Annotated in this window: 12 protein-coding genes; 2 read left to right on the forward strand and 10 right to left on the reverse strand. The window is 47.5% G+C overall.

Features of this window, described 5'->3' with window-relative positions; all coding sequences use genetic code 11:
- Nucleotides 1–72: 72 nt before the first annotated feature.
- Together ACK5NH_RS10535 and ACK5NH_RS10540 are read right to left on the reverse strand one after the other, a co-directional pair.
- Nucleotides 73–603, reverse strand: coding sequence for a hypothetical protein (locus ACK5NH_RS10535; protein ID WP_416919901.1), 531 nt, complete (start codon nt 601–603; stop codon nt 73–75).
- Nucleotides 596–1339, reverse strand: a complete 744-nt coding sequence (locus tag ACK5NH_RS10540) for a winged helix-turn-helix domain-containing protein (protein ID WP_416920019.1) — start codon at nt 1337–1339, stop codon at nt 596–598. Before ACK5NH_RS10540 ends, ACK5NH_RS10535 begins: the two co-directional genes overlap by 8 nt.
- Nucleotides 1340–1783: 444 nt before the next feature.
- Here ACK5NH_RS10540 and ACK5NH_RS10545 point away from each other — a divergent pair, with 444 nt between their 5' ends.
- Both ACK5NH_RS10545 and ACK5NH_RS10550 read left to right on the forward strand, forming a co-directional pair.
- Entirely contained in the window at nt 1784–2605 is an 822-nt protein-coding gene (locus ACK5NH_RS10545; protein WP_416919903.1) for a cytochrome C, read from the forward strand.
- A 10-nt stretch (nt 2606–2615) separates the two neighbouring features.
- Nucleotides 2616–3137: a hypothetical protein gene (locus tag ACK5NH_RS10550; RefSeq protein WP_416919905.1), complete on the forward strand. Its 522-nt coding sequence runs from the start codon at nt 2616–2618 to the stop codon at nt 3135–3137.
- A 68-nt stretch (nt 3138–3205) separates the two neighbouring features.
- On the opposite strand, the gene ACK5NH_RS10555 is transcribed toward ACK5NH_RS10550, so the two are convergent.
- From ACK5NH_RS10555 to tkt, 8 genes are all read right to left on the reverse strand, one after another.
- Nucleotides 3206–3754: a hypothetical protein gene (locus ACK5NH_RS10555; protein ID WP_416919907.1), complete on the reverse strand. Its 549-nt coding sequence runs from the start codon at nt 3752–3754 to the stop codon at nt 3206–3208.
- Nucleotides 3747–4496, reverse strand: coding sequence for a winged helix-turn-helix domain-containing protein (locus ACK5NH_RS10560; RefSeq protein WP_416919909.1), 750 nt, complete (start codon nt 4494–4496; stop codon nt 3747–3749). The genes ACK5NH_RS10555 and ACK5NH_RS10560 overlap by 8 nt, the downstream gene beginning before the upstream one ends.
- A 166-nt stretch (nt 4497–4662) precedes the next feature.
- Nucleotides 4663–6132, reverse strand: a complete 1470-nt coding sequence (gene nhaD, locus ACK5NH_RS10565; protein WP_416919911.1) for a sodium:proton antiporter NhaD — start codon at nt 6130–6132, stop codon at nt 4663–4665.
- A gap of 240 nt (nt 6133–6372) precedes the next feature.
- Entirely contained in the window at nt 6373–7110 is a 738-nt protein-coding gene (locus ACK5NH_RS10570) for a DUF481 domain-containing protein (RefSeq protein ID WP_416919913.1), read from the reverse strand.
- A 140-nt stretch (nt 7111–7250) separates the two neighbouring features.
- Nucleotides 7251–8318, reverse strand: a complete 1068-nt coding sequence (gene fba, locus ACK5NH_RS10575; protein WP_011621571.1) for a class II fructose-bisphosphate aldolase — start codon at nt 8316–8318, stop codon at nt 7251–7253.
- Nucleotides 8319–8518: 200 nt separating this feature from the next.
- Nucleotides 8519–9694 (reverse strand): phosphoglycerate kinase, encoded by a 1176-nt coding sequence (locus ACK5NH_RS10580; protein ID WP_416919916.1) that lies wholly within the window; start codon nt 9692–9694, stop codon nt 8519–8521.
- A 136-nt stretch (nt 9695–9830) separates the two neighbouring features.
- Nucleotides 9831–10847, reverse strand: coding sequence for an erythrose-4-phosphate dehydrogenase (epd, locus tag ACK5NH_RS10585; RefSeq protein ID WP_416919918.1), 1017 nt, complete (start codon nt 10845–10847; stop codon nt 9831–9833).
- A 128-nt stretch (nt 10848–10975) separates the two neighbouring features.
- Nucleotides 10976–12970, reverse strand: coding sequence for a transketolase (gene tkt / locus ACK5NH_RS10590; protein WP_416919920.1), 1995 nt, complete (start codon nt 12968–12970; stop codon nt 10976–10978).
- Nucleotides 12971–13037: the final 67 nt, after the last annotated feature.

The following is a 13037-nucleotide window of genomic DNA, read 5'->3' on the forward strand; positions in this document are numbered from 1 at the left end:
ATTGAGATGGAAGAGTCGGCATTAACACCATGGAAAATATAATCTAAACCGAAAGCGCGGCAAATTCACTGATTAAATTCGGCTATTGACGATTCGGCAGCCACAAACTGTGTTACTCGGTTGAAACAAGACAACCGCATAGTCTTGATTCGTATCACTGTCTAACACTTCAATACTGAGATTGTGTCGACCAGATTCACTAAAATGCAGGCTGCTGATGTAGGAAAGGTATTTCATATGTTCGGGCCAATACTTTTTATCGACGTCTTCGGACTCAGTCTTGGTTTTGACCGAGACATTGTAAGTCATGCGATTGAGCTCCATGCTCTTGACCTCGCCCTGCATCAGAATCGCCCCCGCACTCGAGCCATCGAGGTTAAAATAGCGGTAATTGATCTGTGCATTCCCCGCCGAGATTAATACATCGACCAATAAATAGAATTTACCATCGTCCACTTTCTGCGTATGGCGGTCAAAAAGCTCGGAGCTGCAGTTTAAGATCACCGCTTTATTGGAGACAGATTGCAGGTAAATCACGCCACAGGCGACGATCAGCGCCGAGAGTATGGTCAGATTTATCGTCCACTTAAGCCACTTAGCCACAGATCCCGACCTCCAACAGCCAGTTTGCATCGATAAATTCCTTCGGGCGTCTAAAGTCACTGATCTTTAAGTTGCGGATCACCGACTGCCCGAGTTTATAACCCCGCATGGTAATGTTAAGCACCTGTTTATCATGGGAAAGTGAGGAGTAAACCTCTGACCAATCACTGTGGCCGCAGCGACTCAGCCCTTGGCCTAAGCGATCGCCTAACTCAAACAATAGGGTATTGTTGGTTTTCGAGTTGGCATATAAATGCAGCCGGATATGTTGGCCCGATGCTAAGGGTAAATCGGTAGAGAGCAAAGGTTGAGTCGGGACGCTGTGGTCGATACGGCTAAGATAAAAACCTGAAATTGCCAGCATAAAGCTAAAGACGAGTAATACACTCCACCAAGGTAAAGAGAGCAATTTAGGATAGCGTAAGCTGTTAAGCCTTTGTCCCTGAGTACTGTGCAGCAGGTAGCCTTGGCCTTTGACGGTTTCGATCAGTCCTTCATATTGCGGACCAAGGAAGGAGCGGATCATAAATACCGCCCGTGCTAACGATGTGTCAGTGAGTGGAGGGTGTTCCCCATCGCCAGTCTTCAGCTCATGCTTGGAGACCAGTTTGCCTTGATGCTCAACCAATAGGCTCAACACTTGCAACTCGGCACGGGGAAGGTGCCAAGATTCATCACGAGCCTGTTCGATCAGTAAGCCCCGCTCACGATCAAACCAACAGCCCCCCACCTGCATCATCAAAACTCCAACCTATAAAATCATCGAATTAAGTCTATGCAAGGCTGCTAATGATTACTGTGATCCCGTTAACCCAAGGTGGCAAATAGTTAAATTTCGTGAACCAGCCCGCAAGGGGATCGCAATAAAATAAAAATCTGCGTTAGCTCACAGCAATAAATGCCATTTGTAGCGACATAGCTCGATGATAAATACGCGTAAATTTACATAAATGACACAAATAATGTGCACTGGCGCAAATTGAAATCGAAAGCCTCTACAAAACCACCCTACAACCACCAACTAAAACGATTGATAACCTGTCACAGCCCTTCATTTTAGGCCGCGAAATATCCCCTGCCGCAAATCACACTATTTATTGCTGAGATTTCTAGAATGATGTCATCAACCAATGGTTACTGATTGATAAATAAAAGCAATTAATAAAAGAGGATATTCATGATGAGCATTAATCGACGCCAAGCATTAACTCGCATTATCGGTATCAGTACGGCGGCAGCGGGCGCCACTTTAATGGGGACGTCAGCATTTGCAGCGACCAATGCCGATGGTCAATATCAATTAGCCCTCGGGGAAAAACTTAAATATGCGCCACTCGATCCTATGGCTACCGCAAAACTCGCCTACGAGACTGGTGGCGGCTGTATGCACCAAGTGTTTCATTCGGTTATCACTATGCTAGCGCAATCTAATAGTGCCGATGCGGACAAATTCAAAACCATTCCCACAGCCCTCGCAGGCTATGGTTTTGCAGGGGTCACAGGCCAAGGCACACTTTGTGGCAACCTCAACGCCATCGGCATGTTAGTCAATATCTTAGATGATATTAACGGCCAAAATAGCGCGGTTATCGCCAATACCTTCCGTTACTATGAAAACACCACATTGCCACTATCAACTCCCGAGTTCGTTGCAGGTATCGGCTCGACAGCAGAAAAAACCGCCCTAGTGGGCAGCTCCTCAAAGGCAATGAGCGTGCTATGCCACTCCTCCATTAGTAACTGGTCAAGGGCCTCAGGCCTGCCCTTCGCCAAGAAAGGTGAACGTTGCTATCGTCTATCGGCATCCATGGCCTATTACTTGGTAGAACTCTTAAACCGAGCTTATCAGGGTGAGAATATTGGTGCCCTGCCCGGCAGCAAACCATCACTGGAAGCGCAAGATTGCCAAGTGTGCCACGGCAGCACCAGCACCTTAGGTTCGGCGGCAAGTGTTAAAACCGATATGGAATGCACCACTTGCCACACTGGACACTTCAATTAAGGAGGCGGTGATGAAATACCCATTACTCGCATTAACCCTAGGTACACTCGCCCTTGTCGGTTGTGGTAGTGACGATGATAAATCCGAGGAAGTTACGCCTCCGCCGCCACCGGTCGAAACCACGGTGAGTATCAAGGACGCGACTCAGATTAATCTGGCCGTCGATCAGTTTGATCCCAACACCGGCAGCTTAGTCTTTTCACTGACCGATGCTAATCAGGTGGCTATTACCGCCGCTAAAAGCTATGACATTTATTACTTTGGCTTTCCGAACAAAGATAAGGCCTCTGCTAATCCTAAGGCATGGAAACGCTGGCACGTGACCCAAAGCTATCGCTGCCAGAGCCAAGGTGAATGCACAGGTCAATTGACCGAAGTAAAGAGTGGCCAATATCAGTTTGAAATCGCAGGACTCGATTGGCAGCAACAGGATCCCAGCGGCGCAGTGTCCCAAATCAAAGTCGCTATTCAGATCTATGGTGCTAAGGCCAATAACGAGCTGACATTAGTCCAAGTGACACCCCAGTCGTGACACAGTAACACCCCCTCTCATCGCCTCCAAAAAAAGGCATCCAGTTGGATGCCTTTTCATTGTGTAAATTAATGACTCTTACAGGCCCATAAATGACCGCTGGGATAGAACTTGATCAACACGTAATCATTTAAGGAATCCATGTCCACAATCTGCATATTGAAACTCATTCTGCCTTGCTCAAATAAAGCTTTGCGGGATTTTTGTACTTCAGTACGCATTAACTCGGGCATTTCGGTTTGCAATAGATCCATTTTCAAATTAGCTTGGTCTAAATTCAACTTATAAGTCATAGTGCCTGGTTCTAAGGCGCTAACTTTCCCACGGTAAATCAGTGCCGCCAAATCTTGTCCATCCTGCACATAGCTATAGGTTAACTTGGCGCGATTAGCCTCTATCGCCACATCGAGGGCTAAGGTTTGGCTAAATGCTGGTAGTGATTCGGCTATAAAAGGCGATTGGTACAGCTTAGCCTGGCAGCTCAAATTAAGTTGTTTGCTATTAAAGCTCATCGAGTAAGAGCCCAACACTATGCCGGATAAAACCACAACGCTCCCAATCACATGCCATAAACGCAACCTATGGGTCTTCGCCGTTAAATCAGAAAACTTAAGCACAGATCCCCACCATTTTTAGCCATAACTCATCAATCACATCGATATTAAAATCCTCTGACATCATCTTGATGGTTTCGAATTTCAGTCCGTCGGCATCTTCATTTTTTAGCACTAGACTCACAAATTTCTGATCCGTTGAAATGGTCGCCGCGATGGATTGCCAAGGAAACACTGAACAAGCCGAAACCTGTGTCAAAAAATGCTCGACTAAGGGTTTCATTGAATGGTCCGTCGGCTGCCCCGTATAGAATTGTATCTCCGAAAAATCACCATTATGCATAGGTAATTGCCTTGCATAATTGGGTGCAATACTTGTGGGATGGGAGATACGAGAGCCGACCCAAAACAGGGTTGCCAAGGTCAAGAGCATCAGCAACATAAACTGCGGCATACTCAGTTTGAATAGGGGCGAGTTAAGCTCAGTACGTGAATGCTTTCGAGGCGTGGCGTAGAGGATATACCCTTGATTGGCAACACTGACCAACAGCTGTGCCGCATCATCACCGAGAAACAACCTTAAGCGGCGAATAGTGCTATTGAGCAAATCATCGGCACGCATCGACAATTTAAGGTTCGGCTTAATAGCCTGCTGCAACTCCATGCGAGAGACGACTTTGCCGCGCTGTGCACTCAGCAGAGAAAGTATTTGAAATTCATCCGTACTTAATAACCAGCTGCGTCCCGAAGCCGAATCAACCAGCACTTGTTCCTGTGCATTAAACCAACAAGCGCCTATTTGCATCTCGGCCTCTTTCATCATATTACTTGAGGCCGAGTATACAATTTGAACTAAAACAACGCAGTGATCTTAATGCCACCTAACAGGAGCAGATGAATAATCTGTGAATCTCATCAATAAAACATTTAATGCTACAAATAAACACAGATACATTGTGTTTCATTTGTTTTTAGAACATTGCTGCATTGAGCCACATATGTACTAGAATACTGGCGATATAACCTAAGGCGATCACAGGAGTCCAACGTAAATGGGCGCCAAAGGTGTAAATCCCCCTCGCCTGTCCCATCAATGCCACCCCTGCCGCACTGCCGATAGACAACAAACTGCCCCCGACGCCCGCAGTTAAAGTCACTAGCAACCATTGGCCGAGGGCCATCTCAGGATTCATGGTCAACACAGCAAACATCACCGGAATATTATCGACAACCGAAGACAGCAGACCGATAGCCACGTTGGCATAGGTCACATCCCAGTGAGAATACATCGCCTCTGACACTAAGCTTAAATAGCCCATAAACCCTAGGCCACCCACACATAAGACCACGCCATAAAAAAACAGTAAGGTATCCCATTCGGCGCGGGAGATCCGGCTAAAAACGTCGAAGGGCACCACGCTGCCGAGCTGTTGTAGCCGTTGCTCATCGCGGCGTAACTCCGCCTTAGCACGCTCACGGGCAACGGATTTGTCGAAAGTCTTACGTAGGTAATAACCAAAGAACTGTAAGAAGCCTAGGCCCGTCATCATCCCAAGCACTGGCGGCATACCAAAGAAGGAGTGAGCACACACCGCGGTAGCAATCGTCAGCAAGAAAAGCGCCACGATACGTTTAGCGCCGGGTTTAGTGTACACCTGCTCTTTTTCAGGCTCAGGCACATAACTTGGGATAAACACGCTCATAATCGCCGCAGGTAAGGCGAAGTTGACTAAGGCGGGGATAAACAGATGGAAGAAGTCAGCAAAGTGCACTAAGCCTTTTTGCCACACCATTAGAGTCGTGATATCGCCAAAGGGACTAAAGGCACCGCCCGCATTTGCCGCGACCACAATGTTGATACACGCCAGCGTAATAAATTTACGCTGCCCCGCGCCCACCTTCATCACCACCGCACACATCAATAATGCTGTGGTTAAGTTATCGGCCACCGGCGAGATGAAGAAGGCCATAAAGCCCGTCAGCCAGAAAACGGTTCGCAGGCTAAAACCGCGCCCGACTAACCAGCCACGAATCGCATCGAATAAGTTTCGCTCCTCCATGGCATTGATATAAGTCATCGCCACTAATAGGAAGAGTAATAACTCGGCGTATTCGAGTAAATTGTGCTTAAAGGCGGCCTCAGAAACTTCCGACATGCCATTTTGCACATACACAAAACCTATCATGCCCCAAATAATGCCAGCCGCTACTAACACGGGTTTGGATTTACGTAGGTGCAGTGCCTCTTCGGCCATCACCAAGATATAGGCGAGCACAAAGACACATACGGCAATATACCCCACTGATGCAGCGGTTAAATCGAGCCGTTCTGCTCCTTCGGTCACAGCCCAAACTGCTGGTGAGAATCCACTCAATATTGCAACGCAGAATAGGCTAGATAGCACCACTCCACTGTTTTTAAACCACCGCTGTAATTTCATCAAAGTTGATCTCTGTAAGGGAAATTAGTTCGAAAATTACCATAGCTCGGGCTGTGTAAATTTTGACAAAACGCAACTTTCTACGCATTTCAAGTTAACCAAGGGCGTCTACAACATTAATTTTTGTATAACTACAGATACAACTAATAAAGAATTAACTAACTTTGTTTCAAGTTAGTCCAAAAACAGCTAATAAAAAAGCACCTCTCGGTGCTTTTATGTTGATTTCAATCACATCGATTAGAACGAATAGAGCAAGGTCATATTAGTTTCTGTATCAGTGCTCTTCTTATCATCCAATGGTTCACTGTTGTAGCGCACAATAATGGCAAACTTCATCGCTAAGGCGCCAATGATATTAGCGGTAAGCGAAGTTTCAGAACGCGCATCTAATTTTTCACCATAGTCGGCCACAAAGCGTTGCTGGAATTTTGAAGTTTCAGTGATTTCTGTTTCGAAGTTGATCACGCCGTGGGCAACCACGCTGTCATTCGAATCAGTACCTTCTAACACGGCTTGCTCTGAATCGAGACGTTGATAGATATAACCGGGACCGATTTCTACATCGAGGAAGGTCTTGCTGGTGTCATAGAGTCTATGACCATAACCCGCCGCGCCTGACACTGTGTAGTCATAACCAGTAAAAGGGTCGACTTCGTAGTTAGCGTTGGCAAACAGATAGCTGCGATCTGTCATCTTATAGTTGCCTTGGGCGCCTGCTAAATAACGTTTAGCCGTCACTTCACCCGTATCTTCTTTGTACAAACCTTCTAAAAGATATTGGTTTTCCCAGTCGCCCAACTCGTGTTTTAGGCTTAATCGGCCCTTATAGGATGAGGTATCGGTGTTACCTGTGGTTAAGGTTGCACCTAACTCGGCTTCACCTGCGAATGTCTTGTCGCCTTTTACAAAATCGGCTCCCGCATTAGCCATAAATGGCGCAGTCATTAATAGCGCTGCGGTCAGTACTTTCTTCATGTTTATCCGTTCCTGTTGCGTTTTATCCCCTAAAAAATCTGCGCAATATTAACATTTACGATAAAAAAATGAAAATTAAGCGATTTTAAGTATAAAAAAAGCCCGCTTATCGGCGGGCTTTTTCAAACAATCGTTAAGGCTTAGAGGTTGATCTTAGGATCTAAGGCACCTGATTGATAAGCTTTGTACATTGCTTGTAAAGACAAAGGCTTAATCTTAGAAGCTTGACCCGCACAACCGAAAGCTTCATAGCGAACAGTACAGATGTCCGCCATCGCTTCCATAGAGGCTTTTAAGAACTTACGTGGATCGAATTCGCTTGGGTGTTCTGCCAAGTATTTACGTACCGCACCGGTAGACGCTAAACGCAGATCGGTATCGATGTTCACTTTACGCACACCGTGTTTGATACCTTCAACGATTTCTTCTAATGGCACGCCGTAAGTTTCAGGAATTTGACCACCGTATTGGTTGATGATCTGCAACCATTCTTGAGGTACTGAAGAAGAACCGTGCATCACTAAGTGAGTGTTAGGAATGCGGGCATGGATTTCTTTGATGCGGTCGATACGTAGTACATCACCCGTTGGTTTACGGCTAAACTTGTATGCACCGTGGCTGGTACCAATCGCAATCGCCAGCGCGTCAACATGGGTATCGGCAACGAAGCGTGCAGCTTCTTCTGGGCTGGTCAGCAGTTGATCGTGGCTTAATACGCCTTCTGCGCCCACACCGTCTTCTTCACCGGCAGTACCGGTTTCTAAGCTGCCTAAACAACCGATTTCACCCTCTACAGACACACCACAAGCGTGGGCGAATGCAACGGTTCTACGAGTCACATCAACGTTGTACTCGTAAGAAGCTGGGGTTTTACCGTCGGCCATTAATGAACCGTCCATCATTACTGATGACATACCTAATTGGATAGAACGCTGACAGATATCAGGATCGGTACCATGGTCTTGGTGAATACAGACTGGGATATCTGGATACTGCTCAAGTGCAGCCGTCATCAGGTATTTTAAGAATTGTGGACGCGCATATTTACGTGCACCTGCAGAGGCTTGCACGATGACAGGGCTGTCTGTTGCTTCTGCGGCCTGCATGATGGCGCGCATTTGCTCAAGGTTGTTTACGTTGAACGCTGGCACACCGTATCCATGCTCTGCCGCGTGATCGAGTAGTTGTCGTAGGGAAATTAACGCCATTTTTTAACTCCAATAATAGGGTGACTGTCACATCAACGTTAGGTCACCGAGGTCGCTATCGTTTGGATGGATTTTTATGCTCAATCACTCAAGAACAACTTAGTCGTCTTAAAAGAATGAGCGGTTTTTTTATAATTTTTTTATCAAGTTTTTGTGCCATCGCAGCGCCCTGCCGCGATGGCACAATACCTAACTCAATGTTAGGCACCGCGTTGTTTTAGCATAGCTACAGCCGGCAACTCTTTACCTTCTAAAAACTCAAGGAAAGCGCCACCACCGGTAGAGATGTAAGAGACTTTATCGGCGATATCGTACTTGTCTACCGCCGCTAAGGTGTCACCACCGCCAGCGATTGAGAAGGCTTTAGAATCAGCGATAGCTTGAGCGATACGCTTAGTACCTTCACCGAATTGGTCGAATTCGAACACGCCCACAGGACCGTTCCATACGATAGTGCCAGCAGACTCGATGATTTTCGCTAACGTTTCGGCGCTGTCGGGGCCGATGTCGAAAATCATGTCGCTATCGCCAACCTCATTAACCGCTTTTAAGGTCGCGGCGGCCGTTGGGCTAAACTCACCCGCAACAACCACATCGGTAGGCACAGGAATGTCGCCACCGCGGCTTTGGGCGTTCGCCACTAAGCGCTTAGCTTCATCAATTAAATCCGCTTCGTATAAGGATTTACCTACATTGTGGCCCGCCGCAGCAATAAATGTGTTGGCGATACCACCGCCAACGACTAGCTGATCCACAATGCCAGATAAGCTTTCTAATACGGTCAGCTTAGTCGACACTTTAGAACCGCCAACGATAGCCACTAATGGGCGCGCTGGGTTGTCTAAGGCTTTGCCTAACGCTTCTAATTCTTGTGCTAATAATGGGCCAGCACAGGCGATGGGAGCGTGTAAACCAATACCATTGGTTGACGCTTCTGCGCGGTGAGCGGTACCGAAGGCATCCATCACATACACATCACATAAGGCCGCCATTTTCTTTGACAGGGCTTCGTCGTTTTTCTTCTCGCCTTTGTTGAAGCGAACGTTTTCAAACACAACCACTTCGCCTACCGCGACTTCAACGCCGTCTAAATAGTCGGTCGCTAAGCGCACAGGGCAAGACAAGGCTTTAGCCAAGTAATCGACTACAGGTTGCATGGAGAATTCGCTATTGTATTCACCTTCGGTTGGACGACCTAAGTGAGACATCACCATTACCGCAGCGCCTTTGGCAAGGGCTAATTCGATAGTGGGCAGAGAGGCGCGCAGACGTGCATCACTGGTGACAACGCCGTTGCTGACTGGCACATTGAGATCTTCACGAATAAGCACTCGCTTACCTTGGAGATCTAAATCTGACATATTGATAATTGCCATGGTAACGCTTCCTTTTATAATCAAAAAACAAACTGGTTTTGTATCAATCGGTTAAGTGTATAGCGACTCGGCACTCGACATCCCGTCGAATTGGCTATCACGCCTTAACCCATTGTCATTGTATAAATTCTTATATTTAGCTTTGTTTAGCTGCAATCATCGCCAAACTGGTATCTAGCATACGATTGGCAAAGCCCCACTCGTTATCGCACCAGAGCAACAGTTTAACCAACTGCCCTGCGCTCACCCGAGTCTGGGTACCATCGACAATGCTGGAGCGCGGATCATGGTTAAAATCACAGGATACGAGTGGCTCATCAGTATAGCCTAAGATGCCGTTAAATCGTCCATTGGCGGCCAATTCTAACACTTGATTGACGGTCGCAATATCCACTGTTTTATCTAATGTTACCGAAAGATCGATAGCAGTTACGTTGATGGTGGGAACGCGCACCGAAATCGCCTCAAACTTGTCTTTCATGTGCGGCAAAATCCGCTCGATACCGCGGGCAAGTTTAGTGTCGACGGGGATGATGGACTGACCCGCTGCTCGGGTGCGGCGTAAGTCATCATGATAGGCATCAATCACTTGCTGATCATTCATCGCCGAGTGGATTGTGGTAATCGCGCCACTTTTCACGCCAAAGTGTTTATCCAGCACATCGATAACCGGCACGATACAGTTGGTCGTACAAGAAGCATTGGAAACCACAGTATGCTCTGCGCGCAGTAAGTCTTGGTTCACACCGTAAACGATTGTGCCGTCGACATCGGCCGAAGAAGGATGACTGATTAAGACCTGTTTGGCACCTGCGTGAATATGGGCCTCGCAGCTTTTGCGATCCAAGATGGCGCCTGTGGCTTCATAGACGATATCTATGTCCATCTCCTGCCAAGGTAGTTTGGACGGATCCGGCTCATGGAGAATTTTGATGACGTCATCGCCGATCAGCATCTGATCATCGACTAACTTGACTCTGGGCTGAAACCGACCGTGGGTCGTGTCGTACTGGGTCAGATGAACAATGGCTTCGGGCTTAGCCAACTCATTAATGGCGACAATTTGGATTTGCTGGCGTTTTCCGGACTCATATAAAGCGCGAAGGATTGAGCGGCCAATACGACCATAACCATTGATTGCGACTCGAATCATTGAGGTCTTTATTTCCTCTTAACAATACTGCATATACAAAAACGGCCTGCAAACGATTGCAGGCCGCATTATACAGATTAACCTTTCAAAAGTTTAACCTTTTGTCGGTAATCTCATCACCTAAGCGATTAGCCTAGTGATTTTGCAGCATTCAGCACATTTTCAACGGTGAAACCGAAGTGCTTCAGCAGCACGTTGCCTGGCGCAGACTCACCAAAAGTGGTCATGCCCACAACAGTGCCTTCGAAACCAACATACTTGTACCAGAAGTCAGTATGGGCCGCTTCGATAGCGATACGCTTAGTCACCGCTTTTGGCAGTACAGATTCTTTGTAAGCAGCATCTTGCTTATCAAACTCAGTGTTTGATGGCATAGAAACAACGCGAACTTGTTTGCCTTGTTCGGTCAGCGCAGCTGCTGCTTCTACCGCTAATTGCACCTCACTACCAGTTGCAATCAGGATGTACTCAGGCGTACCTGCACAATCTTGCAGTACGTAAGCGCCCTTTGCCACATTCGCTAATTGCTCAGCAGTACGTGCTTGAGCCTTCAGGTTTTGACGGCTGAATACTAGCGATGTTGGTGCATGACGACGTTCGATAGCCGCTTTCCATGCCACTGCGGTTTCAGCCGCATCACAGGGGCGCCACACGGCCATATTTGGCGTCATACGTAAGTTGGCTAATTGCTCAACTGGCTGATGGGTTGGGCCGTCTTCACCTTGACCGATAGAGTCGTGGGTGTAAACGAAGATGTTTTGAATGCCCATCAGTGCAGACATACGTACTGCGTTACGTGCATATTCCATAAACATCATGAAAGTCGCGCCGTAGTTGATAAAACCACCGTGGAGTGACACACCGTTCATGATGCCGCTCATACCGAACTCACGCACACCGTAGTACACGTAGTTACCCGCTGGATCTTCTTGAATACCTTTAGAACCTGCCCACAAGGTCAGGTTAGAACCCGCTAAGTCAGCACTGCCGCCTAACAGTTCAGGTAGAACCGCACCGAAGGCGGCAATCGCGTTTTGTGAAGCTTTACGGCTAGCAATACCTTCGCCTTTCGCTTGGCATTCTTGGATGAATGCTTGGGCTTTGGCTTCGAAATCAGCTGGTAATTCACCTTTCAGCACGCGGCGCTCGTATTCGGCTGCCAATTCTGGGTAAGCAGCAGCGTAAGCGGCAAACTTGTCGTTCCAAGCCGCTTCACGGGCGTTACCTGCTTCTTTGGCATCCCAACCTGCGTATACGTCTGCTGGGATTTCGAATGGCGCATGTGGCCAGCCTAAGAATTCACGGGCCGCTGCGATTTCAGCATCACCTAATGGCGCGCCGTGGCAATCGTGGCTGCCAGATTTGTTTGGTGAACCAAAACCGATAATGGTTTTGCAGCAGATCATGGTTGGCTTGTCGGTAACCGCTTTAGCCGCTTCGATAGCTGCACGAATCGCATCGCTGTCGTGACCATCTACGTTAGCAATCACGTGCCAGCCGTAAGATTCGAAACGTTTTGGCGTATCATCGGTAAACCAGCCTTCAACATGACCGTCGATAGAGATACCGTTGTCATCCCAAAATGCGATCAGTTTGCCTAAGCCTAAAGTACCAGCCAGAGAACATGCTTCGTGGGAAATACCTTCCATCAAGCAGCCATCGCCGAGGAAGCAGTAAGTGTAGTGGTCAACAATCTCGTGACCTTCACGGTTAAACTGTGCCGCTAAGGTTTTTTCTGCAATCGCCATACCCACAGCGTTGCTGATCCCCGCCCCTAATGGGCCAGTGGTGGTCTCAACACCAGGGGTGTAACCATATTCTGGGTGACCAGGAGTTTTTGAATGTAACTGACGGAATTGCTTCAGTTCATCCATTGGCAGGTCATAGCCAGTCAGGTGTAATAAAGAGTAGATCAGCATAGATCCGTGACCGTTAGAGAGAATAAAACGATCTCTATCTACCCATTTCGGATTGTTCGGATTGTGCTTAAGGAAATCATTCCACAGCACTTCAGCAATATCTGCCATGCCCATTGGGGCGCCAGGGTGGCCTGAGTTTGCTTTTTGAACTGCATCCATACTTAACGCACGGATTGCGTTGGCGAGTACTTTACGGGAAGACATGCTCTCTCCTGCTTAATTTGTGGGGTCTAGCGGGCAATTTGGACGCATATTTTCCCCTACATAGCGA

The organism is Shewanella sp. (assembly GCF_047975355.1).
GTDB lineage: Bacteria > Pseudomonadota > Gammaproteobacteria > Enterobacterales > Shewanellaceae > Shewanella.

What these genes read in the sequence shown, in the direction of transcription:
- ACK5NH_RS10540 (WP_416920019.1), bottom strand. Translation starts at nt 1,339, where the DNA reads ATGCAGGTGGGGGGCTGTTGGTTTGATCGTGAGCGGGGCTTACTGATC.
- ACK5NH_RS10545 (WP_416919903.1), top strand. Translation starts at nt 1,784, where the DNA reads ATGAGCATTAATCGACGCCAAGCATTAACTCGCATTATCGGTATCAGT.
- ACK5NH_RS10550 (WP_416919905.1), top strand. Translation starts at nt 2,616, where the DNA reads ATGAAATACCCATTACTCGCATTAACCCTAGGTACACTCGCCCTTGTC.
- ACK5NH_RS10560 (WP_416919909.1), bottom strand. Translation starts at nt 4,496, where the DNA reads ATGCAAATAGGCGCTTGTTGGTTTAATGCACAGGAACAAGTGCTGGTT.
- nhaD (WP_416919911.1), bottom strand. Translation starts at nt 6,132, where the DNA reads ATGAAATTACAGCGGTGGTTTAAAAACAGTGGAGTGGTGCTATCTAGC.
- ACK5NH_RS10570 (WP_416919913.1), bottom strand. Translation starts at nt 7,110, where the DNA reads ATGAAGAAAGTACTGACCGCAGCGCTATTAATGACTGCGCCATTTATG.
- fba (WP_011621571.1), bottom strand. Translation starts at nt 8,318, where the DNA reads ATGGCGTTAATTTCCCTACGACAACTACTCGATCACGCGGCAGAGCAT.
- ACK5NH_RS10580 (WP_416919916.1), bottom strand. Translation starts at nt 9,694, where the DNA reads ATGGCAATTATCAATATGTCAGATTTAGATCTCCAAGGTAAGCGAGTG.
- epd (WP_416919918.1), bottom strand. Translation starts at nt 10,847, where the DNA reads ATGATTCGAGTCGCAATCAATGGTTATGGTCGTATTGGCCGCTCAATC.
- tkt (WP_416919920.1), bottom strand. Translation starts at nt 12,970, where the DNA reads ATGTCTTCCCGTAAAGTACTCGCCAACGCAATCCGTGCGTTAAGTATG.